The 25,324-nt window shown below is 67.9% G+C and carries 22 protein-coding genes; 19 read left to right on the top strand and 3 right to left on the bottom strand.

Annotated features, from left to right (window positions below; translation table 11 throughout):
* The first annotated feature begins 12 nt into the window (after positions 1-12).
* From tolB to VGV41_RS06955, 13 genes are all read left to right on the top strand, one after another.
* Positions 13-1,371 (top strand): Tol-Pal system beta propeller repeat protein TolB, encoded by a 1,359-nt coding sequence (tolB, locus tag VGV41_RS07015; protein WP_326863048.1) that lies wholly within the window; start codon positions 13-15, stop codon positions 1,369-1,371.
* Between the two features lie 133 nt (positions 1,372-1,504).
* A complete protein-coding gene (locus tag VGV41_RS07010; RefSeq protein WP_326863047.1) occupies positions 1,505-1,717 on the top strand; it encodes a hypothetical protein in 213 nt (70 codons plus the stop codon).
* On the top strand, positions 1,717-3,423 hold the full coding sequence (locus tag VGV41_RS07005; RefSeq protein ID WP_326863046.1) for a DUF6895 family protein: 1,707 nt from the start codon (positions 1,717-1,719) through the stop codon (positions 3,421-3,423). Before VGV41_RS07010 ends, VGV41_RS07005 begins: the two co-directional genes overlap by 1 nt.
* Positions 3,424-3,636: 213 nt before the next feature.
* Positions 3,637-4,134, top strand: coding sequence for a peptidoglycan-associated lipoprotein Pal (pal, locus tag VGV41_RS07000; RefSeq protein WP_326863045.1), 498 nt, complete (start codon positions 3,637-3,639; stop codon positions 4,132-4,134).
* Positions 4,135-4,302: 168 nt separating this feature from the next.
* Positions 4,303-5,463 carry an efflux RND transporter periplasmic adaptor subunit gene (locus VGV41_RS06995; RefSeq protein WP_326863044.1) on the top strand — a complete coding sequence of 387 codons (1,161 nt, stop codon included), beginning with the start codon at positions 4,303-4,305 and terminating at the stop codon, positions 5,461-5,463.
* An 11-nt stretch (positions 5,464-5,474) separates the two neighbouring features.
* Entirely contained in the window at positions 5,475-8,621 is a 3,147-nt protein-coding gene (locus VGV41_RS06990; protein WP_326863043.1) for an efflux RND transporter permease subunit, read from the top strand.
* A 97-nt stretch (positions 8,622-8,718) separates the two neighbouring features.
* Entirely contained in the window at positions 8,719-9,846 is a 1,128-nt protein-coding gene (ybgF, locus tag VGV41_RS06985) for a tol-pal system protein YbgF (RefSeq protein WP_326863042.1), read from the top strand.
* On the top strand, positions 9,833-10,927 hold the full coding sequence (gene tilS / locus VGV41_RS06980; RefSeq protein WP_326863041.1) for a tRNA lysidine(34) synthetase TilS: 1,095 nt from the start codon (positions 9,833-9,835) through the stop codon (positions 10,925-10,927). The genes ybgF and tilS overlap by 14 nt, the downstream gene beginning before the upstream one ends.
* Before the next feature lie 126 nt (positions 10,928-11,053).
* A complete protein-coding gene (gene ftsH, locus VGV41_RS06975; RefSeq protein WP_326863040.1) occupies positions 11,054-12,982 on the top strand; it encodes an ATP-dependent zinc metalloprotease FtsH in 1,929 nt (642 codons plus the stop codon).
* Between the two features lie 100 nt (positions 12,983-13,082).
* Positions 13,083-13,343 (top strand): hypothetical protein, encoded by a 261-nt coding sequence (locus VGV41_RS06970; protein WP_326863039.1) that lies wholly within the window; start codon positions 13,083-13,085, stop codon positions 13,341-13,343.
* 175 nt (positions 13,344-13,518) lie between these two features.
* Positions 13,519-13,623: a type II toxin-antitoxin system RelE/ParE family toxin gene (locus tag VGV41_RS23000; protein ID WP_414705071.1), complete on the top strand. Its 105-nt coding sequence runs from the start codon at positions 13,519-13,521 to the stop codon at positions 13,621-13,623.
* Between the two features lie 10 nt (positions 13,624-13,633).
* Positions 13,634-14,239 carry a hypothetical protein gene (locus VGV41_RS06960; protein ID WP_326863037.1) on the top strand — a complete coding sequence of 202 codons (606 nt, stop codon included), beginning with the start codon at positions 13,634-13,636 and terminating at the stop codon, positions 14,237-14,239.
* Between the two features lie 77 nt (positions 14,240-14,316).
* Positions 14,317-15,519, top strand: a complete 1,203-nt coding sequence (locus tag VGV41_RS06955; RefSeq protein ID WP_326863036.1) for an NnrS family protein — start codon at positions 14,317-14,319, stop codon at positions 15,517-15,519.
* A gap of 7 nt (positions 15,520-15,526) precedes the next feature.
* On the opposite strand, the gene VGV41_RS06950 is transcribed toward VGV41_RS06955, so the two are convergent.
* A complete protein-coding gene (locus tag VGV41_RS06950; RefSeq protein ID WP_326863035.1) occupies positions 15,527-16,681 on the bottom strand; it encodes an MFS transporter in 1,155 nt (384 codons plus the stop codon).
* 141 nt (positions 16,682-16,822) lie between these two features.
* Positions 16,823-18,346 carry an AAA family ATPase gene (locus VGV41_RS06945; protein WP_326863034.1) on the bottom strand — a complete coding sequence of 508 codons (1,524 nt, stop codon included), beginning with the start codon at positions 18,344-18,346 and terminating at the stop codon, positions 16,823-16,825.
* Between the two features lie 92 nt (positions 18,347-18,438).
* Between VGV41_RS06945 and VGV41_RS06940 the strand changes: the two genes are divergently transcribed.
* The 6 genes from VGV41_RS06940 to VGV41_RS06915 all read left to right on the top strand — a co-directional run bounded on the left by VGV41_RS06940 (position 18,439) and on the right by VGV41_RS06915 (position 24,736).
* Complete coding sequence (locus VGV41_RS06940) at positions 18,439-18,828, top strand: hypothetical protein (protein ID WP_326863079.1); 390 nt, start codon at positions 18,439-18,441, stop codon at positions 18,826-18,828.
* 88 nt (positions 18,829-18,916) lie between these two features.
* Positions 18,917-19,957: a glucose 1-dehydrogenase gene (locus VGV41_RS06935; RefSeq protein ID WP_326863033.1), complete on the top strand. Its 1,041-nt coding sequence runs from the start codon at positions 18,917-18,919 to the stop codon at positions 19,955-19,957.
* 14 nt (positions 19,958-19,971) lie between these two features.
* Positions 19,972-21,798, top strand: coding sequence for a glycoside hydrolase family 15 protein (locus tag VGV41_RS06930; protein WP_326863078.1), 1,827 nt, complete (start codon positions 19,972-19,974; stop codon positions 21,796-21,798).
* Between the two features lie 73 nt (positions 21,799-21,871).
* Positions 21,872-22,213, top strand: a complete 342-nt coding sequence (locus VGV41_RS06925; protein WP_326863032.1) for an NIPSNAP family protein — start codon at positions 21,872-21,874, stop codon at positions 22,211-22,213.
* Between the two features lie 103 nt (positions 22,214-22,316).
* Complete coding sequence (locus VGV41_RS06920; RefSeq protein ID WP_326863031.1) at positions 22,317-24,008, top strand: thiamine pyrophosphate-binding protein; 1,692 nt, start codon at positions 22,317-22,319, stop codon at positions 24,006-24,008.
* A gap of 77 nt (positions 24,009-24,085) precedes the next feature.
* On the top strand, positions 24,086-24,736 hold the full coding sequence (locus VGV41_RS06915; protein WP_326863030.1) for a helix-turn-helix domain-containing protein: 651 nt from the start codon (positions 24,086-24,088) through the stop codon (positions 24,734-24,736).
* Here VGV41_RS06915 and VGV41_RS06910 read toward each other — a convergent pair.
* Entirely contained in the window at positions 24,733-25,281 is a 549-nt protein-coding gene (locus VGV41_RS06910) for a GNAT family N-acetyltransferase (RefSeq protein WP_326863029.1), read from the bottom strand. The genes VGV41_RS06915 and VGV41_RS06910 overlap by 4 nt on opposite strands.
* Between the last annotated feature and the right edge of the window lie 43 nt (positions 25,282-25,324).

Raw genomic sequence — 25,324 nt, 5'->3', positions numbered from 1 at the left:
GCAGATCTCCCGATGACCAAGTCATTCATCCGCCCGCCCGCGCTCTCGCGCCGGCATCTCCTGCAACTGGCCGGCGGCACCACGCTCGCCGCCGCGACCGGCGTGCTGACGCAGCCGGCGCACGCCGCCGTGCGCGTCGACATCTCGCAGGGCAACCTGCAGCCGATCTCGATCGCGATCCCGGATTTCGTCGCCGGCGCGCCGACCGAAACGCCGACCGCGCAGGGGGTGACGCAGATCATCACCAATAACCTCAAGCGCAGCGGCCTGTTCGCGCCGATCGATCCGGCGGCTTTCATCGAGAAGGTCACCAATTCCGACGCCGTGCCGCGCTTCCCCGACTGGCGTCAGATCAACGCGCAGGCGCTGGTGACCGGGCGCATCACGCGCCAGGGCGACGGCCGCCTGAAGGCGGAATTCCGCCTGTGGGACGTGTTCGCCGGGCAGCAGCTCGACGGCAAGCAGTACTTCACCACGCAGGAGAACTGGCGCCGCATCGGCCACATCATCTCCGACGCGATCTACCAGCGGCTCACCGGCGAAGGCGGCTATTTCGACTCCCGCGTCGTCTTCGTCGACGAGAGCGGGCCGAAGATCAATCGCGTCAAGCGGCTCGCAATCATGGACCAGGACGGCGCCAACGTGCGCTACCTGACGCGCGGCGAGGACCTGGTGCTGACGCCGCGCTTCAATCCGACGTCGCAGGAAATCACCTACATGTCCTACGGGCGCGAGGGCCCGCGCGTCTATCTGTTCAACATCGAGACGGGGCAGCGCGAGATCGTCGGCAATTTCCCCGGCATGACGTTCGCCCCGAGATTCTCGCCCGACGGCCAGCGCGTGATCATGAGCCTGCAGCAGGGCGGCAACGCCAATTTGTTCACGATGGATTTGCGCTCGAAGCAGACGACGCGGCTGACCGACACCGCGGCGATCGATACGGCGCCGTGCTACTCGCCGGACGGCAAGTACATCTGCTTCGAGAGCGATCGCGGCGGCTCGCAGCAGATCTACGTCATGTCGGCCTCGGGCGGGCCGGCGCAGCGCATCTCCTTCGGGCAGGGCAGCCACTCGACGCCGGTGTGGTCGCCGCGCGGCGACTTCATCGCCTTCACCGGCCAGTCGAACGGCGACCGCGGCCAGTTCTCGATCGGCATCCTCAAGCCTGACGGCTCCGGCGAGCGCATCCTGACGCAGAGCTTCCACAACGAAGGGCCGACCTTCGCGCCGAACGGCCGCGTCATCATGTTCTTCCGCGATCTCGGTCCCGGGCCGTTCCTGTTCACGGTCGATATCACCGGACGGAACGAGCAGAAGGAACCGTCGCCGAATTTCGCCTCCGACCCGGCCTGGTCGCCGCTGCTGTCGTAAGGCGGACGCCCAATTCACAGAGTTTCGGCGGGCTAAGCTCGCGACGGGTTGCGCGATCGATATATACAACTCTAGATAGAGATGATAGCCTCTCGCACGTGCCAGTACCTGGCACGCAACAGAGGGGCGGAACATGGCAAGCGAGAAGGAAGGGGAAGCCATCAAGCGTGTGGTCGATGCCGTCTTCGCGAGCGGTCTCGTCGACCGCAAAGCGACGTTGGAGGACGTGGTCAAGCGGTTCTCGAGCGATCTCGACCAGGTCGCCGGCTATGTCGCCGCGTGGGACCGCTACGTCCTGGTGGTGGCGAAGAACGTCGCAAGCGAGGTCGTCATCAGTCAACGCTGATGCGAGCTGGAAGCGACGTCGATGCGCGGCTCGCCGCGGCCGATGCGTGGCTCGCGGCGGGCCTTTCCTCGGCCTTGCAGCCGGCGCTTCGTGACGGAACCTCGTTGCGCGGCCTGAAGGCGATCTGCGAGATCGCCTTTTTCGTTGCGACCCGACTGCGTCGGTACGACCGGATCTTGGTGCAGGCCGTCGATGACTGTCTTGCGCAAGTTCTCGACGGCGGCCGGCTGCTGGGCATGGCGCGTCACAATATCCAGCATGCCAATCTTTTTCTGCCGCTGTTGTATGCCTGCTTTCGTCGCGGCCTGCTGGACCGGCGGGGCGTGGCCGATGTCCGCCTGCTGGCCGATCTGGCGCTCGCACAAACGATGGAGCGGATCCCCTTTCGCTCGGTCGACTTGTTGCATGTCTGTTGGAAGCTGACAGGCCGGCGAACGCTGTTCGCTGCGATGAACGATGCCGCGCGGCGCGGATGCCTGCGTGCCGGCGCCAATGTGACCTCGCTGTCGACGGCGGATGATTATGCGGTCACGCATACCGTCTTTTATTGCACCGACTTCGGTGCGCGCGCCTGGCCGGCGGGTCTCGCCGGCGTCTCCGAACTCGACGCGATCCTGGCGTCGCTCGCCTGGCGGCCGGACAATCGCACGAACTTCGATCTGCGCGGCGAATTCGTGCTGGCGCGGCGCTATCTTCGCACACCGGTCGAGGCTCTGGCCGGCGAATTGTCCGCGATCGCATCGGTTTCGCGCCCCGACGGGTCGTGGCCGGCTCCGGCGGACGTCGCGCATGCCTTGCGCGAGGAGAATGTGGCGCAGGCCCACTGGCCGTTCCTCACCGACTACCACACGACGTTGGTGTGCGCCGAAGCGCTGGCCGCCTCCCGACCGCGCTCCGCGTCGCGCCGGCCGCATCCCGCATCGAGACCGGCTCGCGCGTTGCGGGCCCGGTCGAATCGCGAATCTCGTGGCCTGCCGGCGCGCGGGCCCGTCGCGACGCTCGTGCGGGCGTATTGCCGGCTCGCGACCGCGACCGCAACGGAATTGCCGGCTTCGCTGCTTGCCGATCCGTCCACCGTCGTCCCGGCGGTGGAATGGCATCTCGTGCGCAGGGTTCTGGGACGACCGCCGCAGCGAACGCCGCGCGCCTTGCAACCCTTCACGGCAATCGCGCCGGCGCGCGCCTGGAACGACATGCGTCTGGCCCGGGTCGTGCTCACGGCCGGGCTGGCGCGCGAGGGCAGGGCCCATTTCGCCGTGCACGCGACCGAGCTTCGACACTTGCTGGCCCGGCTGCGCGATATGCCGCCCTACGCGATCGAAACCGACGAGGCTTGCGTGCTCGCCCTCGGCCTGCCGGCTTTCGCTGACGCCGATGCGGCGGCGGCGCATGTCATCCTCGACAAGGTCCTGATCTGGCGTCTCGGCCAGGCGGATATCGCCGCCGTCATGGCGATCGCCAATATGCGGGCCGTCTCGCTGCGTCGCGCTGCGCCGCCCGCGATCGAGGCCTTCATCCGCTCGTTCGATGCGCGAAGCCTGCCCTTTGGCTTCGTGCCGGCGGTCGACGAGCCCTCGCGAGCGGTGGCCGGACGGCTGGCAATCGCCCGCGCGCAACATCGCGTCATTGGAACCCGGCTGCGAAAAAGCGTTGCCGCCGCGTCACGCCGCGCGGACAAGATCGGCCCTGTCACGCCGCTGCCTTAAATTCACCGTCTCTTAACCATCACAAACGGTTCACGGGGGTCGCATCTGTTTAAACGACCTCGGCAAGGTTCCATCAAGGTTGATGGAACGTTCGCTTAACGAACGCGCTGCTAGACATTTTCAGCCGCGCACCATGCCCGACGTGGCGGTGCGTCTTGAGAATGTCCGTACGTGTGAAGCGTGCATCGCTGCGCGTAAATGGAGCCAACCGGTATGATCGATTTCAGGAAAATGCTGCACGGCGCGAAATTCGCCGCCGTCTTCGCCGTCGCTCTGGCGATCTCCGCCTGCGCCAACAATCCCGACCCGAACGCGCAGGCCAATGCCGCCGGCGCCGCGACGCCGGGCAGCCAGCAGGACTTCGTCGTCAATGTCGGCGACCGCGTGTTCTTCGAGACCGACCAGTCGGATCTGACGCCGCAGGCGCGCGCCACGCTCGACAAGCAGGCGCAGTGGCTCAACCGCTATTCGCAGTACTCGCAGTTCACCGTGGAAGGCCACGCCGACGAGCGCGGCACGCGTGAATACAACCTCGCCCTCGGCGCGCGCCGCGCGCAGACGGTGCGCGATTATTTGGTGTCGCGCGGCATCGCGGCGGCCCGCATCCACACCATCTCCTACGGCAAGGAGCGGCCGGTCGCGGTGTGCGACGACATCTCCTGCTGGTCGCAGAACCGCCGCGCGGTGACGGTCCTCGGCGCCAGCTCCTAAAGCGCGCCGGCAGCTTCGCGTTTGAACGGGCGGCGCTTCGGCGCCGCCCGTTGTCGTTTCCGCTCAAATTTTGTCACTTGCAAACGCCCGCTAAAGTCGGATGCTTCTGCCCTTACCGGGGCGGTGCCGTATTTCTGACATCCACCCCGCGGACGGGGGGATAACGGCATGATCAGGGCGGCATGGCCGATTCTTGCGGGCGGTCTGGTGCTGGCGCTTGTCGCGCTCGGCGGCTGCGATCAGAAGAACGCCTATGTCGCGCCGCCGCCGCCGAAGGTGACCGTGGCGCCGCCGGTGAAGAAGGCGGTCACGCGGTACCTCGACGCCACCGGCAACACCGCCGCGGTCAACACCACCAACCTAGTGGCGCGCGTCCCCGGCTTCCTCGAGGCCATCAAGTACCAGGACGGCCAGGCGGTGAAGAAGGACACGGTCCTCTTCACCATCGAGCCGGAGACCTATCAGCTCAAGCTGCAGCAGTCGCAGGCGGCGCAGGCGAGCGCGCAGGCGACCGTCAAGCAGACGCAGGCCGAATATGACCGGCAGGCCGAGCTGACCGCCAAAGGCAGCGCCTCGAAGTCGACGCTCGACAACGCCACGGCCAGCCGCGACACCGCGGTCGCCAATCTGCGCCAGGCCGAGATCAACACGCAGCTCGCCAAGCTCAACGTCGACTATGCCAACGTGAAAGCGCCGTTCGACGGCGTCGTCACCGCGCGCAAACTGTCGGTCGGCGAATATGTCGGCGGCAATTCGCAGCCGACGGTGCTGGCCACCATCGTGCAGCTCGACCCGATCTACGTGAACTTCAGCATCAACGAGCGCGACGTGCTCAAGATCCGCGCCGAGATCCGTGAACGCGGGCTGACGCAGCAGGATCTCAACAAGGTGCCGGTCGAGATCGGGCTGCAGACGGAGGAGGGCTATCCGCACACCGGCCGGCTCGACTACCGCTCGCCGACCATCGATTCCACCACCGGCACGCTCGCCGTGCGCGCCGTGTTCGACAATCCCAAGCTCGTGCTCCTGCCCGGCTTCTTCGTGCGCGTGCGCATTCCGCTCGGCGCGCCGCAGGAGGCGCTGATGGTGCCGGAAAGCGCGCTCGGCAGCGACCAGAGCGGCCGTTATCTGTTGGTCGTCGACAAGGACAATGTCGTGCAGCAGCGTCCGGTCGAGCTCGGCCAGCGCGAGGGCACGCTGCGGGTGATCGAGAAGGGCGTGTCGGCGGACGACCGCGTCATCGTCAGCGGCCTTCTGCGCGCCATTCCCGGGCAGAAGGTCGAGCCGGCGGCGGCGGCCGCCGCCGCTGCGCCGGCCCGCAAGGGCTGATCGGTGACGAGATGATCTCCAAATTCTTCATCGAGCGGCCGGTCCTTGCCAACGTCATCGCCGTCCTCACCATCGTGATCGGCGCGGTGGCGGTGTTCGCGCTGCCGGTCGCGCAATACCCGAATGTCGTGCCGCCGACCGTGCAGGTGACGACGCGCTATCCCGGCGCCAGCGCCACGACCATCATCGACACGGTGGCGCTGCCGATCGAGCAGCAGGTCAACGGCGTGGAAGGCATGATCTACATGCAATCCTACGCCGCCGCCGACGGCAGCTATTCGCTCACCGTCACCTTCAAGATCGGCACGGACCTCAATGCCGCGCAGATCCTGGTGCAGAACCGCGTTTCCGCCGCGCTCTCGGCGCTGCCGCAGGCGGTGCAGGCGCAAGGCGTCAACGTGCAGAAGAAGTCGACGTCGATCCTGCAGATCGTGACGTTGTCTTCGCCGAATTCGCGCTACGACAGTCTCTATCTCGCCAACTACGCCACCATCAGCCTCAAGGACGACCTGTCGCGCCTGCCCGGCGTCGGCAGCGTCAGCGTGTTCGGCGCCGGTCAGTACGCGATGCGCGTCTGGCTCGATCCGGAGAAGATGAAGGCGCGCGGCCTGATCGTGCAGGACGTCATCAACGCGCTGTCGCAGCAGAACACGCAGGTGACCGCCGGGCAGATCGGCCAGCCGCCGGGGCCGGACACCGTCGCCTTCCAGTACACGCTCAACGTCGCCGGCCGCCTCGACGACCCGGCGCAGTTCGACGACGTCATCGTCAAGACCGGCTCGGCGGGCGAGATCACGCGCCTGCGCGACGTCGGCCATGTCGTGCTCGGCGCGCAGACCTACGGGCAAGTGTTCACGCTCGACGGCAAGCCGGCCGCCGGCCTCGCCATCTTCCAGGCGCCCGGCGCCAATGCGCTCGACGTGGCGCAGGAGGTGCGCGCGCGCATGGCGCAATTGTCGAAGGCGTTCCCGCAGGGCCTCGCCTACGACGTGCCGTTCGACACCACCGTGTTCGTGAAGGCGTCGATCGACGAGGTCTACAAGACCCTGATCGAGGCGGCGGTGCTGGTGCTGATCGTCATCCTCGTCTTCCTGCAGGACTGGCGGGCGATGCTGGTGCCGGCGACGACGGTGCCGGTGACGATCGTCGGCGCCTTCGCCGCCATGGCGGCGCTCGGCTTCACCATCAATTTCGCGACCCTGTTCGCCATCGTGCTGGCGATCGGCATCGTCGTCGACGACGCCATCATCGTGGTCGAAGGCGCCGCGCACAACATCGACCGCGGCATGAGCGGGCCGAAGGCGTCGATCGAGGCGATGCGCGTGTTGTTCGGGCCGATCATCGGCATCACGCTGGTGCTGCTGGCGGTGTTCCTGCCGGCGGCGTTCCTGCCCGGCCTTACCGGACAGATGTACGCGCAGTTCGCGCTGGTGATCGCCGCCACCGCGCTCATCTCGGCCGTCAACGCCATGACGCTGAAGCCGACGCAGTGCGCGTTGTGGCTCAGGCCCTCGGTGCCGATGGAGAAGCGCAACGTCTTCTATCGCGGCTTCAACGCCGTCTATCTCAAGCTCGAGCGCGGCTACACGGCGCTGATGCGGCGCATGGTCGGCTTCGCCGGGCTGCTGGTCATCATCGCGCTGGCGGTGATCGGGCTGACGGTCTTCGAATTCGGGCGCGTGCCGACCGGCTTCATCCCGATCGAGGACCAGGGCTATATGCTGGCGACCGTGCAGTTGCCGGACGGCGCCTCGCTGCCGCGCACGCAGGCCGTGCTCGACAAGGTCGGCGCGCTCGCCAAGCAGACGCCCGGCGTCGACAAGGTCATCACCATCGCCGGCGTGTCGCCGCTCGACAACAACGCCTCGCTGTCGAACGCCGGTGTCGCCTACATCATCCTCAAGGACTGGGACGTGCGCGGCAAGAAGCAGGGCCTCCTGCCGATGCTCACCAGCCTGAACAAGGCGATGAGCTCGGTCGAGGAGGGGACGGTGCGCGTGCTGCCGCCGCCGCCGATCCAGGGCATCGGCTTCGCCGCCGGCTTCACCATGCAGGTCGAATTACGCGACAACTCGCTCGACTTCACCAAGCTCGCCAATGTCGTGCGCGCGGTGGTCGGCAATGCCGGCTCGCAGTCGGAGATCGGCCTGGTGCTGTCGTCGTTTCGGTCCGACACGCCGGAATACGCCGTCGCGGTCAACCGCGTGAAAGCGCAGGCGCTCGGCGTCACGGTCGACCAGGTGTTCTCCGCGCTCGCCGGCTATCTCGGCTCGAGCTACGTCAACCAGTTCACCAAGTTCGGCCGCGTCTTCCAGGTCTTCGTGCAGGCCGACGCAAAATTCCGCCTCAACGTCGACGAGGTGTCGCAGCTCACCGCGCGCAACAACGCCGGCAGCATGATCCCGCTCGGCACTCTGATCGACATCACGCCGATGACGGGGCCGTCGCTGATCAGCCTGTACAATCTCTATCCGTCGGCAACGATCATTGGCATGCCCGCGCGCGGACACTCGACCGGCGAAACGATGACATTGATGGAGGACGTCGCCGCCAAGACGCTGCCGCCGCGCGTCGGCTACGAATGGTCGGCGATGTCGTACCAGGAGAAGCTGGTCGGCAGCCAGATGTACCTGGTCTTCGCCATGGCGCTGCTGCTCGTCTACCTCGTGCTCGCCGGGCAATACGAGAGCTGGTACCGGCCGCTGGCCGTGATCCTCGCCGTGCCTTTGTCGCTGATCGGGCCGGTGGCGACGCTGCGCGTGCTGCACATCGACAACAATCTCTACACCCAGATCGGCATCGTGCTCCTGATCGCGCTGTCGGCGAAGAACGCCATCCTCATCGTCGAGTTCGCGCGCGAACTGCGCGAGGAAGGCAAGGAGATCGCCGAGGCGGCGGTCGAGGCGGCGCGCGCCCGCTTCCGCCCGATCCTGATGACCTCCTTCGCCTTCATCCTCGGCGTGGCGCCCCTGGTGCTGGCGACGGGCGCCGGCGCCAATGCCCGCGCCTCGATCGGCATCACCGTGTTCACCGGCATGCTGGCCTCGACCTGCCTGGCCGTGCTGGTGGTGCCGTCGTTTTTCGTGGTGGTTCAGCGGTTCGAGGAGCGTCTGGCGGCGCGCAAGCACCGCCGGCAGCACAAACTCGCTGCCGAATAGCGGCGATTTTCGCCGCTGACACAATTTCGACGCAGCCCGTTCTATGCTACCGGTCTCGGGCTCGAATTCGGCTGATCACCGGCACATCCAAGGTCACATGACGCGCTCTATTCACCGTCTCCGCTTCGCGGCGCTCGTCGCGCTGACGCTTCCGCTGACCGCCGGCGCCGCGCTGGCGCAGGACAGGCCGGGCTTCCTCGACAACATCTTCAATCGCGGCGACGACCAGAGCCAGTCGCAGCCCCCCGCGGGCGGCAGCGGCGGGGGCGGCGGCAACGACATCGGCGTGCGCCTCGACCGCATCGAGAACACGATGCGGCAGCTCACCGGCAACATCGAGCAGCTGCAGTACCAGAACCAGCAGCTGCAATCGCAGGTGCGCGAATTGCAGCAGCGCGCCGGTATCGCCGGTCCCTCGACGCAGGGTGGGCCAGGCTCGCTGATGCCGCCCTCCGGCATGCCGCGCAACGCAGCCCCGATTGGCGCGCCGCCGAACGCGATGCCGCCGGCGCCGCAGCAGCCAATGAACACCGCGCCGTCGCCCGACCGCCGCGGCGACGCCTTCAATCCCAACAGCAATCCGAATGCGCCCGGCGTGCCGCGCACGCTCGGCAGCGAGACCATTTCCGACGGCCGCGTGGTGAGCGCGGCGCCGGGCATCGGCGCTCCGGGCGGCCGCGAGGCCGGCGCCCCGCTCGATCTGTCGTCGATGGGCGGCAATCAGGGGCAGCCTGGTGCGGTGCCGCCGATGGGCGGCGGCGTGTCGTCGCAACTGCCGCCGCCGCCGCGGAGCAATCCCAGCGCGACCGGCGCGCAGCAGCTCGCGACGCTGCCGCCATCGCACAGCCCCAAGGACGAGTACGAGCTCGCCTACGGCTACGTGCTGCACAAGGATTACGGCCTGGCGGCGCAGGCCTTCCATGACTTCGTCGGCAAGTATCCGAACGAGAAGCTCGTGTCGCAGGCCCAGTACTGGCTCGGCGAGTCGCTGTTCCAGCAGCAGAAGTATCGCGACGCGGCGGAAGCCTTCCTCGCGGTCTCGACCAAGTACAAATCGAGCCCGAAGGCGCCGGAGTCGCTGTTGCGGCTCGGCCAGTCGCTCGCGGCGCTCCACAAGAAGGAGGCGGCCTGCGCCACGCTCGCCGAGGTCGGCCGCAAATATCCGCACGCCGCCGCGAGCGTGAAGCACTCGGTGGCGCAGGAACAGAAGCGTGTCCACTGCTGAGACGATCGTCTCGGCGGCGGAAGCGGCTTCGCTTTTTGAGGACCTCGCATCTTTTCCGGCATTGCTGCTGGCGGTTTCGGGCGGACCGGACTCGACCGCGCTGATGGTGCTTGCCGCGCGCTGGCGCAAGGCGCGCAAGAATGGTCCGGCGTTGATCGCGGTCACCGTCGATCACGGCCTGCGCAAGGAGTCGGCCGCCGAGGCGCGGGCGGTGGCGAAGCTGGCGCGGCAACTCGGCATCCAACATCGAACGTTGCGCTGGACCGGCGCCAAGCCGAAGACCGGCTTGCCGCGTGCGGCGCGCGTGGCGCGCTATCGGCTGCTGGCCGCGGCGGCACGCAAGGCCGGCGCGCCGGCGATCCTCACCGCGCATACGCTCGACGACCAGGCGGAGACCGTGCTCATCCGCATGAGCCGCGGCAGCGGCCTCACCGGGCTGGCGGGGATGCAGCGAGTGTCGGCCCTGCCGGGCGATGCAGGCGGTCGCGGCGAACCGCCGCGGCTGGTCCGCCCCTTCCTCGACATCCCCAAGGCCCGCCTGATCGCCACGCTGAAGGCGGCAAAGGTGCCCTTCGCCGAAGACCCGAGCAACCACGACCCACGGTTCACCCGCGCCCGGCTGCGCGGACTGATGCCTATTCTTGCGGCAGAGGGGCTGGACGCGGCGCGGTTGGCGTTGCTGGCGCGGCGCCTGGCGCGCGCCGAGGCAGCGCTGGCGGCGGCGGCGGCGGCGGCCCTCTGCCAACTGGCCGCAAAACCTGGCGAAAGGGGCATTCTCGCCTTCGATCGCTCCGGATTTCTCGCGCTTCCGGGTGAAATCGCCCAGCGTGTCCTCGGCCGCGCCATCGACGCCGCCGGTGACGAGGGGCCGGTCGAACTCGGCAAGCTCGAGGTTCTCTGCACGGCACTGAATGCGGCCGCGGCCGATCCGAAGGCGCGGTTTCGCCGCAGCCTCGCCGGTGCCCTGGTGTCGCTGACCCCTCGGACGGTGACGGTGGAGCGGGCGCCGGCGCGGCGCAGGCGAACCTTAACCACGCGCCGAGCAGCTGCCTCAGGCGGGGGCCAAAAGCCGCTAGATTAGGTGGAATCCGCCCCTTTCCCCGCCCCGGAGGGGTGCCTACATTGAGGCGACGTGACGTCGCCACAAAGATTCGTCATAAACGCTACGGCCGCGGGCTCGGTCCGCGCGGCGGGTAAGGACGCCTAGATGAACGCCAATCTTCGCAACTTCGCCCTCTGGGTGATCATCGTCCTGCTGCTGTTGGCGTTGTTCACGCTCTTCCAGAACCCGGGCCAGCGCACCACCGCGCAAGACATTTCCTTCTCGCAGCTCCTGACCGAGGTCGATCAGGGCCGCGTGCGCGACGTCGTCATCCAGGGTCCGGAGATCCACGGCACCTTCGCCAACGGCACGTCGTTCCAGACCTATTCGCCCAGCGATCCGGGCCTGGTGCAGAAGCTCTATACCAAGGGCGTGTCGATCACCGCGCGTCCGCCGTCAGACAACGTGCCGTGGTTCGTGTCGCTGCTCGTGTCGTGGCTGCCGTTCATCGCGCTCATCGGCGTGTGGATTTTCCTGTCGCGGCAGATGCAGGGAGCGGGCGGCAAGGCGCTCGGCTTCGGCAAGTCGCGCGCCAAGCTTCTGGCGGAATCGCATGGCCGCGTGACGTTTGAAGATGTCGCCGGCGTCGACGAGGCCAAGCAGGACCTGCAGGAGATCGTCGAATTCCTGCGTGACCCCGGCAAATTCCAGCGCCTCGGCGGCCGTATTCCGCGCGGCGTGCTGCTCGTCGGTCCTCCGGGCACCGGCAAGACTTTGATCGCGCGCGCGGTGGCCGGCGAAGCCAACGTGCCGTTCTTCACCATCTCGGGCTCCGACTTCGTCGAGATGTTCGTCGGCGTCGGCGCGTCGCGCGTACGCGACATGTTCGAGCAGGCGAAGAAGAACGCGCCGTGCATCATCTTCATCGACGAGATCGACGCGGTCGGCCGTCATCGCGGCGCCGGTCTCGGCGGCGGCAATGACGAGCGCGAGCAGACGCTCAACCAGTTGCTGGTCGAGATGGACGGCTTCGAGGCGAACGAGGGCATCATCCTCATCGCCGCGACCAACCGCCCCGACGTGCTCGATCCGGCGCTGCTGCGTCCCGGCCGCTTCGACCGCCAGGTCGTGGTGCCGAATCCGGACGTCGTCGGCCGCGAGCAGATCCTTAAAGTGCACGTGCGCAAGGTGCCGCTGGCGCCCGACGTGAACCTGAAGATCGTCGCGCGCGGCACGCCGGGCTTCTCCGGCGCCGATCTCATGAACCTCGTCAACGAAGCGGCGCTGATGGCGGCGCGGCGCAACAAGCGTATGGTGACGCAGTCCGAGTTCGAGGACGCCAAGGACAAGGTGATGATGGGCGCCGAGCGCCGCACTTTGGTGATGACGGACGAGGAGAAGCTCCTCACCGCCTATCACGAAGGCGGGCACGCGCTGGTCGCGCTCACCGTCAAGGCGACCGATCCGGTGCATAAGGCGACCATCATTCCCCGTGGCCGTGCGCTCGGCATGGTCATGCAGCTGCCCGAGCGCGACAAGCTGTCGATGTCGCTCGAGCAGATGGAATCGCGCCTTGCCATCATCATGGCCGGCCGCGTCGCCGAGGATCTTGTCTTCGGCCGCGACAAGGTGACGTCCGGCGCGGCGTCCGACATTGAGCAGGGCACCAAGCTGGCGCGCATGATGGTCACGCGCTGGGGGCTGTCCGATGCGCTCGGGCCGGTGGCCTATGGCGAGAACCAGGACGAGGTCTTCCTCGGCTATCAGGTGTCGCGCCAGCAGAACATCTCGGAAGAAACGAGCCGCAAGATCGACGCCGAAGTGCGGCGGCTGGTCGAAGCCGGTCTCGCCGAGGCGACGCGCATCCTCACCGAGCGGCGCGGCGATCTCGAGGTTCTGGCCAAGGGCCTGCTCGAGTTCGAAACGCTCTCCGGCGACGAGATCAAGGACCTGCTCAACGGCAAGCCGCCGGTGCGCGAGTCGGTGATCGAGCCGGCCGGTCCGCGTTCGTCGGCGGTGCCGCCGGCCGGCAAGCCGCGGCCGCGCCCCGATGCCCCGCCGACCGGCGACGTCGCCCCGCAGCCGCAGGGCTGAGCGCGCCAATCCGAAGCTTTCATCGCCCGCGCAAGCGGGCGATGTCGTTTTTGGCGGTCGCTGCCTTGAATCCCCCAGGCGCCAGACCTACAATTTCAGTATGGGCAGTCGGACCGAATCCATCGAGCTAGACAGCGCCACGGCCGCGGAATTGAAAACGCGGGCCGCCGAGCGTGGCGTTAGTGTATCGGACCTGATCGCCGAACTCGTGCCGCTGGCGGTCAATGACGCGGCGCTGGCCGAGCTCGATCGCCGCTGGGCGGCCGTCGCCGGCGGATCGAATACCGTGCCTCAGGCTGAGGTCGAGCATTGGCTCCAGACGTGGGGCACGCCCCAATTCCGGCCGTGGTCTGAGCAGTGATCGAGTGGTCGCGTGACGCGATCGCGGACCTCGATCGATTTGCGCGCGTCCTTCACGACCGTTTCCCGGCAATGGCCAAGGTGGTCGGCCACGATCTCATCGAGAAGACGCGCGTGCTGGGCGAAAATCCGAGACTTGGGCATCGATTGCCGGATATGAACATTACCGTCAGATCGTGCTGCGCGTCCTGAATGCGGCCTATGTTCTTCAATATCGTATCGAGGACGACCGCATCGTCATCTTGCGCGTTTTCCACGGGCGCGAGGCGCGCGACCGCTAGCAGATCCATCATGCCGCTGCAGAACCGCGTCGACCCTTTCGGAAATCTGTTCGCCGCGCCGGCGCGCGGCACGCTGATGGGCAATCGCGGCGGCCGCTTCCATACCGACGATCGGACGCTGACCACGCGGCGCTGGGCGTCGCGACAGTGGATCTGTTGCGTGCTCGATTTTAAGAACCGCCAGCGCGACGTCTGGGGCCGGTTCTACACGGAATTGTTCTTCCTCGACGAAGTGACCGCCTTCGCCGCCGGGCACCGGCCGTGCTTCGAGTGCCGGCGCAGGGATGCGGAGGATTTCGCACGGCTGTTCGCCGACAGCTCTGCGCGCGCAAGCGCGGGAGCGATGGACGACGTGTTGAATTGCGAACGGCTGAACGGCAAGGCGAAACGGCTGCACCGCGCCGCCATCGACAGGCTACCGGACGGCGGCATGATCGCGGTCGGCGGCGAAGCCTTCGCATTGCGGGGCGTCACGATGCTGCCCTGGACCCCTGAGGGCTACGGCGCGCCGCGGCCGCGCCCACGCGGTATCGACGTCGACGTGCTGACGCCGCCGTCGATTCTTGCCGTGCTCAGGCGCGGCTATGCGCCGCGCTGGCACGTGAGCGCCGGCTGATCTTCGAGAACATTGGCTTAGATCAAACTGGAACCGGGCGGGCGGGCCTATAAACGCCCCATAACCTGCGAGGCGCCATGTCCACTCCCGCCGCTCTGCAGCGCCGCCGCGACTATGCGGGGCCGGCGCTGTTCGCCTACGGCTTCCGGCCGTTCTTTCTCGCCGCCGGTCTGTGGGCCGCGTTCGGCATCCTGCTGTGGCTGCCGCAATATCTCGGCCTCATGACGCTGCCGACTGCCTTCGGCCCGCTCGACTGGCACATCCACGAGATGTTGTACGGCTATGTCGCGGCATCGGTCGCGGGCTTCCTGCTCACCGCCATCCCCAACTGGACGGGACGGCTGCCGGTGTCCGGCTGGCCTTTGGCGGGCCTCGTCGCGCTGTGGCTCGCCGGGCGCATCGCCATCCTCTGCTCGGCGAAGATCGGCGGGCTCGCCGCGGCGGTCATCGATGTCAGCTTCCTCGTGACGCTCGCCGCCGTGGCGGCGCGCGAGATCCTCGCCGGCAAGAACTGGCGCAACCTGCGCGTCCTCATCGTGCTCGGTGTGCTCATCGCCGGCAACGTCGTCTTCCATGCCGAGGTGTTGCTGAAGGGCAGCGCCGACTATGGCATTCGCATCGCCATCGGCGCCGCGATCCTGCTGATCTCGCTGATCGGCGGCCGCATCGTGCCGAGCTTCACCAACAACTGGCTCACCCGCAACAATCCCGGCCGCCTGCCGGTGCCGTTTTCGCGCTACGACGTGGCGACCATGGGCCTCTCGGCGCTCGCGCTCGTCCTGTGGATCGCCGCGCCGGCGCATGTCGTCACCGGGGGCGTGCTCATCGCCGCCGGCGTGCTGCAGAGCGGACGGCTGGCGCGCTGGGCCGGCGACCGCGCGCTCGCCGACCGCCTCGTGCTGGTGCTGCATGTCGGTTACGCCTTCGTGCCGCTGGGATTCCTGCTGCTCGGCATCGCCGCGCTGACCGGCGACGTGCCGCCAAGCGCCGGCATCCATGCCTGGATGGCGGGCGCGGTCGGGCTGATGACGCTGGCGGTGATGACGCGCGCCACGCTCGGGCATACCGGACAGAAGCTCGAGGCGGGACCGGCAACGCAAGCGATCTATGCCTGCGTGCTGATCGGCGCGCTGTTGCGCGTGATCGCGGCGGTGAGCGGCTCGCTGCCGCTGATCGAGATCGGCGGCATCCTGTGGGTCGCCGGATTTGCCGGTTACGCGCTCGTTTATGCGCCGCTGCTGGTTATGCGCAAGCCGGCCTGGGCGGCGGCGCGGTGTTAGAGCCGCGCTAGGCCTTCGGCTGCGCCGTTCGCCAGGTCAGCGTCACGATGGCGCCCATGATCGTCAGCATCGCGGCGATCATGGCGACGCAGGCCGGCCAGCCGCCGGAGATCCAGGCGACGCCGCCGATGGCTGCGCCGAAGCTGCCGCCAATGTAGAAGCTCGTCACGTAGAGGCCGACCGCCGACGAGCGTCCCGCCTGCGCGGTGATGGCGACGTGGCCGGTCGACACCGCCTGGCAGAGCATGCCGCAGCAGGCGCTGATGCTGAGCCCGACCAGGATGATCCACATCGGCCCGAGCAGGGTGAGCGCGATGCCGCACAGCCAGATGCCGATCGCCAGCAGCACGAAATTGCGCCGGCCGAAGCGGCCGACGAAACGCCCGGTCAGCGGCGTCGCAGCGGTGCCGGTCAAATAGGTGACGAAAATGACGCCGAGTAGAGTCGGCGACAGGTTGTAGGGCGGCGCGGCGAGGCGGAAGCTGATGAAGGTGAAGGTGGCGATGAAGTTGAACAGCACGCCGAAGCCGACGGCGTAGGTGGCGACGAGCTGCGGATTGCGCAGGTGCCGCAGCATCTGCCGGCCCGAGGCGAGCAGGCCTTCCGATTTGACGAAACGCCGTTCGCGCGGCAGCAGCACGGCGACGAGCACCGCGCCGGCCACCGTCATCGCCGCGATGCAGAGAAAGGCGAAATGCCAGCTCACCGCGTCGGCGAGAATGCCGGTGAGCAGGCGGCCGGTGAAGCCGCCGAGACTGGCGCCGGAGGTGTAGACCCCGGTCACGGCGGTCGCCTCGCGCGGGCTCAGTTCCTCGCCGATATAGGCAATGGTGACGGCGAACACCGGCGGCATCGCCAGCCCCTGCAGGAAGCGCCACATGATCAGCGCGTCGAGGCTGTGCGCGAACGCCGAGAAGGCGGTCGGGATCGACAGCACCACCATCGCCGTGACGATGACGCGCTTGCGCCCGAGCACGTCGGCGACGGTGCCGGAGAAGGGCGCGATCAGCGCCACCGCCAGCGTGCTGGCGGAAATGATCGCCGAGATGCCCTTGGCGTCGACGCCGAGCTCGTCCGACAGAAGCGGCAGGATCGCCTGCGGCGAGTACAGGTTGATGAAGGTGCAGAAGCCCGCCAGGCATGCGGCGATGCGTATGGCCAACAAACGACGGCCTGGCGTGGCGGATGTCATGCGTCTCTGGAACCGGCAATCAACGTGTTCGAATGCAGGGATTGCTATGCAACGGATCGCGTCCGGGCGCCATGGGGCAGGGCGGCGGGTCCTGCGCCCGCGAATGCATGGCTAGCCGGCGAGCGCCGTGCGCGCCCGGGCGAGGGTGTCCTGCGGCGTGCCGGAGGCGTCGACTTGCGCCCAGGCGAGCGCGCCAAGGTCGTAATGCTCCTGCTGCCGGGCAACCTCGGCATTGGCATCCGAGGCGTCCGCCTCGCGCGCGCCGACGCGTTCGACGCGCGTGGCGAGGTCGGCGGTGAGGAACAGGCCGCGAAACGACGCGCCTTGCGCGGCCTGCGCGATGGCGGCGCGCTCCGATGCACGCGCGAAGACAGCGTCGACGATGGCCGAGTGCCCGGCGGCGAGCACGCGCCGTGCCTTGGCGGCGAGCGTAGCGTAGACGCGGTCGGTGACCGCCATCGTGTAGGCCTGCTGCGGCAGCTTCTCGGTTTCGCCGGCGCCGAACATCGTCTTGCGCTCGACGTCGCTGCGCAGCACCACCGCGCCGGGCGGCGGCGGCACGCAAGCCGCCAGCGCGCGGGCCAGCACCGACTTGCCGCTGCCGGACAGACCGCCGACGGCGACGAGCCGTGGCTTTGGCGGATCGATGAGGCGGCGCGCCAGCGCGAAATAATCGCGGGCGCTTTGCTCAGCTTGCGAGCGGTCGCGCGCATGCGCCGCGCGCGCCGCGGTGACCTTGGCCCGGATCGCGGCGCGCACCGACAGGAACAGGGGCAGCGCGGCGAGCGCGTCGAGATCTCTCTCGCGTGCGACGACGACGAGATAGCGGTTGAGCACTTGCGTCGCCGCGGCGGGGAGATCGCGCTCAATCAGGTCCATCAGCAGGAACGCGAGATCGTAGAGCAGGTCGGCCGTGGCGATGCGGTCGTCGAACTCGATGGCATCGAACAGCACCGGCGTGTCGTCGATGAGCACGATGTTGCCGAGATGCAGGTCGCCATGGCAGCGGCGGACGAGGCCGTCGCGCTCGCGCTCATCGAGCAACGGCCGCACCCGCGCGAGCGCGGCCTGGGTGGCCTGCGTCAGCGCGGCGACCTCGTCCGTCGCGAACAGGTCCGGCCGCTCGCGCAATTCGGCGTCGTTCTGCTTGACGATCTCGGCGAGCATGGCGGCAAAGCCAAAACCGTGCACCGGCGCCGCCTTGGCATGTGCGTCGGCGACGGCATGGCCGAGCCGGTCGGCGAGCGCTGCGTCGATACGGCCCTTGGCGGCCAGGTGGTCGAGCGTGGCGGTCTCGTCGAAGCGAGCCATCTCCACGGCCCATTCGACCGGCTCGCCGTCACCGCCGAGCGCGAGGCTGCCGTCGGCTTCGCGCGTCACCGGCAGGACGCGTTTGTAGATCGCCGGCGCGGAGGGCTGGTTCAGCCTGAGTTCGGCCTCGCAGGCGGCCTTGCGCTTCTCCAGGGTCGAGAAGTCGAGGAACGGAAAGCGCACCGCCCGCTTGACCTTCAGCGCGCGCCGCCCCGCCAGAAACACCGACGCGGCGTGGGTGTCGATGCGCGTGACCTTCGCGCCGCCATGCGTGGCGGCGGCGCCGAGGAAGTCGAGGATGGCCTGCTGCGGATCGTCGGTCATGCGGGAGGGGTGATATAAATCAAACTGCCGGGCCGGCCGGCGTGACATAGACGAAGCGCAGTTTAGACGATGGAGAGCATTCCGTGACGACGCTGCCGCACAATTTCAAGCGCATCCGCCTCAATCTTGCCCGCTCCCGCGAATTTCCGCAGGGCTCGCCGCGGCACGGTTACGAATTCGTTGCGCCGCTGAAGGCCGACGGCCATATCGACGAAGCGCAGTGGAAGAAGGACCGCGGCCATTGCCGGGTGCGCCGCTTCTGGGAAGGCCAGGACGACGAGATCGGCTTCCTCGTGCACAAGCCGGGCGGGCCGGAGCACGGCCGTTGGGTGTTCGACTACGATGCGACCGCTGAGGACGACGACGAGAGCGGCTACCGCTTCGCCTCGCATGTCTTCCGCCCGGGCGAATATGTCTCCATTCGCGGCGAGGACGAGGAGATGCATACCTACCAGGTCGTCTCGGTCGAGCCTGCGACGTAAGGTCTTACGTAAAATCAATGTTCGGCAGCGAACCCGGGAACATTTCGTGCGTTAATGCCGAGGGGCGTCAGCACGAGACCTGGTCTATATGCGCGCGCTCACCGTCAAGCCCGGGACGCCGAATTCCATCCAGTTGGACGCCGTAGCACCGCCGCCGGAGAGCGACGGATCCGTGCTGGTGCGCGCGCTCGCGCTCGGCATCTGCGGCACCGACCGCGAAATCGTCGCCGGCGACTATGGCTGGGCGCCGGAAGGCCAAGACCGGCTCATCCTCGGCCACGAGTCGCTCGGCCGCGTCGAGGCGGCGCCGGACGACTGCGGCTTCGCCAAGGGCGATCTCGTTGCCGGCATCGTGCGCCGGCCCGACCCGGTGCCGTGTCCGGCCTGCGCCGCCGGAGTCTGGGACATGTGCCGCAACGGCCAGTACACCGAGCGCGGCATCAAGGAGCGCAACGGCTACGGCTCCGAATATTTCCGCGTCGAACCGGATTTCCTGCTCAAGCTCGACCCTTCCCTCGACATCCTCGGCGTCCTGATGGAGCCGACCAGCGTCGTCGCCAAGGCGTGGGACCACGTGCTGCGGATCGGCGATCGCGCGCGGGCGTGGACGCCGCGCAACGCTCTGGTGACCGGCGCCGGCCCGGTCGGGCTGCTGGCGGCGATGATCGGCGCGCAGCGCGGGCTCGAAATGCACGTGCTCGACCGCAACACGGAAGGGCCGAAGCCGAAACTGGTGAAGGCGCTCGGCGCCACTTTCCACACGTCGCTCGACGGGCTGTGTCCCGACATCGTTATCGAATGCACCGGCGCCCCGACGGTGATCCTCGACGTCATGGGCCGCACCGCGCCGGACGGCATCGTCTGCCTCGCCGGCGTGTCCTCGGGCGGGCGCAAGCTGCCCTTCGACATCGGCGATCTCAACCGCGCCATGGTGCTGGAAAACCGCGTCGTGTTCGGCTCGGTGAACGCCAACCGCGATCATTACGCGGCGGCGGCGGAGGCTCTCGCCAAGGCCGACCGCAAATGGCTCGCCGGGCTCATCACCCGCCGCGTGCCGCTCGAGCGCTGGCAGGAGGCGCTGGAGCGTCGCGATGACGACATCAAGGTGGTGCTGGACTTCACGGCATGAAGGACGCGAAGCGGATGGCAGCGCGCATCGAAGACTATGCGATGATCGGCGATCTCGGCACCGCCGCGCTGGTTTCGCGCGACGGCTCGATCGACTGGCTGTGCTGGCCGCGTTTCGATTCCGACGCGTGCCTGGCGGCGCTGCTCGGCACCAGCGATCATGGCCGCTGGCAGATCGTGCCGAAAGACCCCGGCGTGCGCATCACGCGCCGCTACCGGCCGCATACTCTGATTCTGGAGACGCGTTTCGAGACCGCGGACGGCGCCGCCACGCTGATCGATTTCATGCCGCCGCGGCGCGGCAATTCGCACCTCATCCGCATCGTCAAGGGCGAGCGCGGCAGCGTTACGTTCGCCGTCGAACTGGTGCTGCGCTTCGGCTACGGCGCGGTGGTTCCGTGGGTGACCCGCATTGACGACGTGACGCTGCGCCTCGTCGCCGGCCCCGACATGCTGGTCCTGCGCACGCAAACGAAACTGCGTGGCGAGAACCTGAAGACCGTGGGCGAATTCACGGTGAAAGCCGGCGATCAGATGCCGTTCGTCCTCTCTTATGCCGCCTCGCACAGACCGCTGCCGGAGGAATCCGACCCCGAGGAGTGCCTGCGGGCCACCGAGGAGTTCTGGTGCGACTGGTCGCATCGCAACAAGATCGAAGGCCCGTGGGGCGAGGCGGTCACGCGCTCGCTGATCACGCTGAAGGCGCTGACCTACGCGCCGACCGGCGGCATGGTGGCGGCACCGACCACGTCGCTGCCGGAGTGCCTTGGCGGCAGCCGTAACTGGGACTACCGCTTCTGCTGGCTGCGCGACGCGACGCTGACGCTGCTCGCGCTGATGAACGCCGGCTATTACGAGGAAGCGCATATGTGGCGCGACTGGCTGCTGCGCGCCGCCGCCGGCATGCCGCAGCAGATCCAGATCATGTACGGCTTGCGCGGCGAGCGGCGGTTGACCGAGTGGGAAGTGCCGTGGCTGCCCGGCTACGAGAACTCGAAGCCCGTGCGCATCGGCAATGCCGCGCACAACCAGCGGCAGATGGACGTGTTCGGGGAAGTGATGGACGCGCTGCATCAGGCGCGCCAGGGCGGCCTCGGCGTCAACGAGACCGGCTGGGACCTGCAGACGGAGATGCTCAAGCACGTCGAGTCGGTGTGGCAGCATCGCGACGAAGGAATCTGGGAGGTGCGCAGCGGCGCCGAGCACTTCACCTATTCCAAGGCGATGGCCTGGGTGGCGTTCGACCGCGCGATCAAGAGCGCGGAGATGCACAAATTGCCCGGCGATCTTGCGCACTGGCGCAAGGTGCGCGACGACATCCATCGCGACGTCTGCATGCGCGGCTACGATGCCGACATGGGCTCGTTCGTGCGCGCCTACGGCTCCAAGGAGCTCGACGCCAGCCTCTTGCTGCTGCCGGCGATCGGCTTCCTGCCGCCGCAGGACCTGCGCATCCAGGGCACCATTTCGGCGATCGAGCGCGACCTGCTCGTCGACGGTTTCGTGCGCCGTTACGACACGGAAAAGTCCGCGGACGGCCTCGCCGGCGGCGAGGGCGTGTTCCTTGCCTGCAGCTTCTGGCTGGTCGACGCCTACCTGATGCAGCATCGGCGCAAGGACGCCGAGGCGCTGTTCGAACGGTTGCTGTCGCTGCGCAACGATGTCGGTCTGCTCAGCGAGGAATACGCGCCGGGCTCGAAACGCCTGATCGGCAATTTCCCGCAGGCCTTTTCGCATCTGGCACTGGTCAATTCCGCCAGCAACCTTGCGCATCATGAAAAGCCGGCCGAGCAGCGCGCCGAAGTGGAAGTCAACGGCGAGGAAAAGGCGGGGGTTACTTGACCTGCCGCCGTCCCGGCGTCGAAAGTCCGCCCCCACCGCCGGTTTGGCGGTTTTGCTTTCCGAGGAGGAGCGCGTGCTACTCGATGTCCGCACCTATACCTGTCATCCCGGCCGCGTCCAGGCGCAGCTCGAACTGTACCAGAAGTACGGCTATCCGGTTCAGTTGCGCTATATGGGCGAGCCCTTGATGTACGCCACGGCCGAAAGCGGCGAGCTCAACACCATCACCCATGTGTGGGTCTATGCCAGTGCCGCCGACCGCGAGGAGAAGCGGGCGCGCATGGCCAAGGATCCGGCCTGGAAGGTCTACATCGCGGAGAACGGCAAGGCCGGCAATCTCGCCTCGCAGCGCACCGTGCTGATGACGCCGACGTCGTTCTCGCCACCGATCCCGATGCCGAAGATTCACTCATAGCAGGCTTGCATCCTTCCTGCGCCGCTCGCGGCGCGGGGAGGGTGGATTCGCTTCGGCTATCGTCTATAGGTCTCGGGCGGCATCCGAGCGGGAGTTCCTTGACATGCGGTCCAACGACGGCGCGCGCACCGGCGGCGAAATCCTCATCGATCAGCTGCGCATCCACGGTGTCCGCCATGCCTTCTGCGTGCCGGGTGAGAGCTACCTCGCCGCGCTCGATGCCCTCCACGACAGCGACATCAAGCTGACCGTCTGCCGGCACGAGAGCGGCGCGGCGATGGCCGCCGAAGCAATGGCCAAGGTCACCGGCCGGCCCGGCATCTGCTTCGTCACCCGCGGCCCCGGCGCCACCAACGCCTCCGCCGGCATCCATATCGCCATGCAGGACTCCTCGCCGATGATCGTGTTCGTCGGCCAGGTCGGCCGCGAGATGCGCGAGCGCGAGGCGTTCCAGGAGCTCGATTTCCGCGCCGTGTTCGGCAGCATGACCAAATGGGCGACCGAGATCGACGATCCGGCGCGCATTCCCGAGATCATCTCGCGCGCCTTCCACACCGCCTGCAACGGCCGGCCCGGGCCGGTCGTGATCGCGCTGCCGGAAGACATGCTGCGCGAGCGCATCGTCGTGCCGGACGCGACAGCTTTCGAGCCGGTCGAGACGTGGCCGGGGCTCACCGACATGAGCCGGCTGCAGAAGATGCTGTGGGCGGCGAAGAAGCCGATCGTCATCGCCGGCGGCAGCCGCTGGTCGGAAGCCGCCTGCGCGGCGCTGGCGCGCTTCGCCGAGCGCTTCCAGTTGCCGGTGGCGACGACGTTCCGCCGCGGCCATTTGTTCGACGCGCTGCATCCCTGCTACGCGGGCGACTTCGGCATCGGTCCCAATCCGAAATTGCTGGCGCGCGTGAAGGGCGCCGATCTCGTGCTGCTGATCGGCGACCGCATGAGCGAGATGGCGTCGCAGAGCTACACCGCGTTCGGCATTCCCGAGCCGGGCACCAAGCTGGTGCACGTGCATCCGGGCGCCGACGAACTCGGGCGCGTCTATCATCCGGCGCTGGCGATCAATGCTTCGCCGACCGCTTTCTGCGCCTCGCTCGAAGGTTTGCAGCCGCCGAACGAGATCGCCTGGCGCGGCGAGAGCGACGCCGCGCATGCCGACTTCATCGCCTGGACGGAGAAGGCAACGCCGCAGCCCGGCGGCGTCAATCTCGGCGAGGTGATGATCTGGCTGCGCGATAATCTGCCGAAGGACGCCATCGTCACCCTCGGCGCCGGCAATTTCGCCGGCTGGGTCCATCGCTTCTATCGCTCGCGCCAGTTCGGCGGGCTGATCGGCTCCACCTCAGGCTCGATGGGCTACGGCTTCCCGGCGGCGCTCGGCCTGAAGACGCTGCATCCGGACCGCACGGTGGTGTGCGTCGCCGGCGACGGTGACTTCCTGATGACCGGGCAGGACTTCTCGACCGCCGTGCAGTACGGCCTGCCGATCATCGTGATCATTTCCGACAACGGCATGTACGGTACCATCCGCATGCACCAGGAGCGCGATTATCCGGGCCGCGTGGTGGCGACGGAATTGAAAAATCCGGACTTCGCCGGCTACGGGCAGGTCTTCGGCGGCTTCGGCGTCAGCGTGGAGAAGACCGCGGATTTCCCGGCCGCCTTCGCCGCCGCCAAGGCGTCCGGCAAGCCGTCGATCATCCGCCTCAAGATCGACCCCGAGGCGCTGACCCTGAGCGCGACCCTGTCGGCGATCCGTGAGAAGTCGCTCGCCGGCGGCGGCGGTCACAAGTGAGCTGACGCGGCGGGGCGTCGGGGAAGACGGTCGTTGGCGGCTTGCGTCCGCGGCCTGAATCACCGTTCACTCATTGCATGCCCTATCGCCGCACGGAGAACGTCCGCCGTCGGCTCGCCGCGCGCGAGCAGGCGATCCTGTCGGCGGCGCTGGCGCTGGCCGGCGAGGAGGGCATGCACGCGGTGCAGATCGCGGCGGTCGCCAGGCGGGCCAATATCGCCGCCGGCACGGTGTACCGCTATTTCCCGGCCAAGACCGACCTCATCGCCGAGCTGATTGCCGCCGTCTCGGCGCGCGAAATGGCGGCGATGCGCGCCGCCGCCGACGCTGCGCCGGGTCCCTTGTCGGCGCTCGCCACCTGCATCGCCACCTTCGCCGCCCGTGCGCTTCGTGACCGCAAGCTCTCCTGGGCGGTGCTGGCCGAGCCGGCCGACGGCGAGGTCGACGCCATGCGGCTGGACTTCCGACAGGCGATCGCGGCCGAGTTCGAGGCGCGCATCCGCGTCGCGCGCGCGCGCCAGCTCCTGCCGGAGCAGGACGCGCGCGTGGCCGCTCCGGCGATCGTCGGGGCCTTGCTGGAGGGCCTGCTCGGGCCGCTGGCGCCGTTCTACGGCGACGCCGGGGCGGCGCGCGAGGCGGTGCAAGGGATGACGCTGATGGCGCTGCGCGCGCTCGGCGTTATCGACGCGCGCGCCCGCGGCCTGGTCGCGCAGGTGCCGCTGCCCTAGGGCAGCGCCTCCGCCGGCACCTCGGCGAGCGGCAGGGTCACGACCTTGACGCCGCGCTCGAGCGGATCGTCGGCGGTGTGGAAGCCGAGTTCCTCGCACATCTGCAGCATGGTCGCGTTCTCGGTGAGCACCTGGCCGTGCACGGTCGTCAGGCCCTTCGCCTTGGCGTTGGCGATCATGTGCTTCATCATCAGCCAGCCGAGGCCGTGGCCCTTGAGCCGCGTGCGCAACAGGATGGCGAACTCGGCGGTGCCCTCACTCCCGGGGTCGTCGTGCAGGCGGACGACTCCGAGCATGCGCCCGCTCGCTTCCGCGATGGCGATGAAGGCCATCGCCTTCCGCGGGTCGTAATGGATGAGCCGCTCGATCAGGTCCGGCGATACCTGCCGCATCGGTGCGAAGAAGCGCAGGCGCAGGTCGTCCGGCGTGACCTCGGAGAGGAAGTCGGGATAGAGCGCGCCGTCCTGCGGCGTGAGCGGCCGCAGGAACACCGTCTCGCCGTCGCGCAATGTGACGTGGCGTTCGCGCAAAACACTCTCCGTCATTCCGGGACGCGAGCCATAAGCGCGTTTACGCGCTCTTCGACGC

Origin of the sequence: Pseudolabrys sp., from assembly GCF_035943735.1 — a bacterium.
Lineage (GTDB): Bacteria > Pseudomonadota > Alphaproteobacteria > Rhizobiales > Xanthobacteraceae > Pseudolabrys.
Note: the sequence above shows the minus strand (reverse complement) of the source record. Positions and strands in the feature narration are given on the sequence as shown.

What these genes read in the sequence shown, in the direction of transcription:
- VGV41_RS06915 (WP_326863030.1), top strand. Translation starts at nt 24,086, where the DNA reads ATGCCCTATCGCCGCACGGAGAACGTCCGCCGTCGGCTCGCCGCGCGC.
- ftsH (WP_326863040.1), top strand. Translation starts at nt 11,054, where the DNA reads ATGAACGCCAATCTTCGCAACTTCGCCCTCTGGGTGATCATCGTCCTG.
- VGV41_RS06970 (WP_326863039.1), top strand. Translation starts at nt 13,083, where the DNA reads ATGGGCAGTCGGACCGAATCCATCGAGCTAGACAGCGCCACGGCCGCG.
- VGV41_RS06960 (WP_326863037.1), top strand. Translation starts at nt 13,634, where the DNA reads ATGCCGCTGCAGAACCGCGTCGACCCTTTCGGAAATCTGTTCGCCGCG.
- VGV41_RS06910 (WP_326863029.1), bottom strand. Translation starts at nt 25,281, where the DNA reads ATGACGGAGAGTGTTTTGCGCGAACGCCACGTCACATTGCGCGACGGC.
- VGV41_RS06930 (WP_326863078.1), top strand. Translation starts at nt 19,972, where the DNA reads ATGGCAGCGCGCATCGAAGACTATGCGATGATCGGCGATCTCGGCACC.
- VGV41_RS07005 (WP_326863046.1), top strand. Translation starts at nt 1,717, where the DNA reads ATGCGAGCTGGAAGCGACGTCGATGCGCGGCTCGCCGCGGCCGATGCG.
- VGV41_RS06945 (WP_326863034.1), bottom strand. Translation starts at nt 18,346, where the DNA reads ATGACCGACGATCCGCAGCAGGCCATCCTCGACTTCCTCGGCGCCGCC.
- ybgF (WP_326863042.1), top strand. Translation starts at nt 8,719, where the DNA reads ATGACGCGCTCTATTCACCGTCTCCGCTTCGCGGCGCTCGTCGCGCTG.
- pal (WP_326863045.1), top strand. Translation starts at nt 3,637, where the DNA reads ATGATCGATTTCAGGAAAATGCTGCACGGCGCGAAATTCGCCGCCGTC.
- VGV41_RS06935 (WP_326863033.1), top strand. Translation starts at nt 18,917, where the DNA reads ATGCGCGCGCTCACCGTCAAGCCCGGGACGCCGAATTCCATCCAGTTG.
- VGV41_RS06920 (WP_326863031.1), top strand. Translation starts at nt 22,317, where the DNA reads ATGCGGTCCAACGACGGCGCGCGCACCGGCGGCGAAATCCTCATCGAT.
- VGV41_RS07010 (WP_326863047.1), top strand. Translation starts at nt 1,505, where the DNA reads ATGGCAAGCGAGAAGGAAGGGGAAGCCATCAAGCGTGTGGTCGATGCC.
- VGV41_RS06955 (WP_326863036.1), top strand. Translation starts at nt 14,317, where the DNA reads ATGTCCACTCCCGCCGCTCTGCAGCGCCGCCGCGACTATGCGGGGCCG.
- tolB (WP_326863048.1), top strand. Translation starts at nt 13, where the DNA reads ATGACCAAGTCATTCATCCGCCCGCCCGCGCTCTCGCGCCGGCATCTC.
- VGV41_RS06995 (WP_326863044.1), top strand. Translation starts at nt 4,303, where the DNA reads ATGATCAGGGCGGCATGGCCGATTCTTGCGGGCGGTCTGGTGCTGGCG.
- VGV41_RS06990 (WP_326863043.1), top strand. Translation starts at nt 5,475, where the DNA reads ATGATCTCCAAATTCTTCATCGAGCGGCCGGTCCTTGCCAACGTCATC.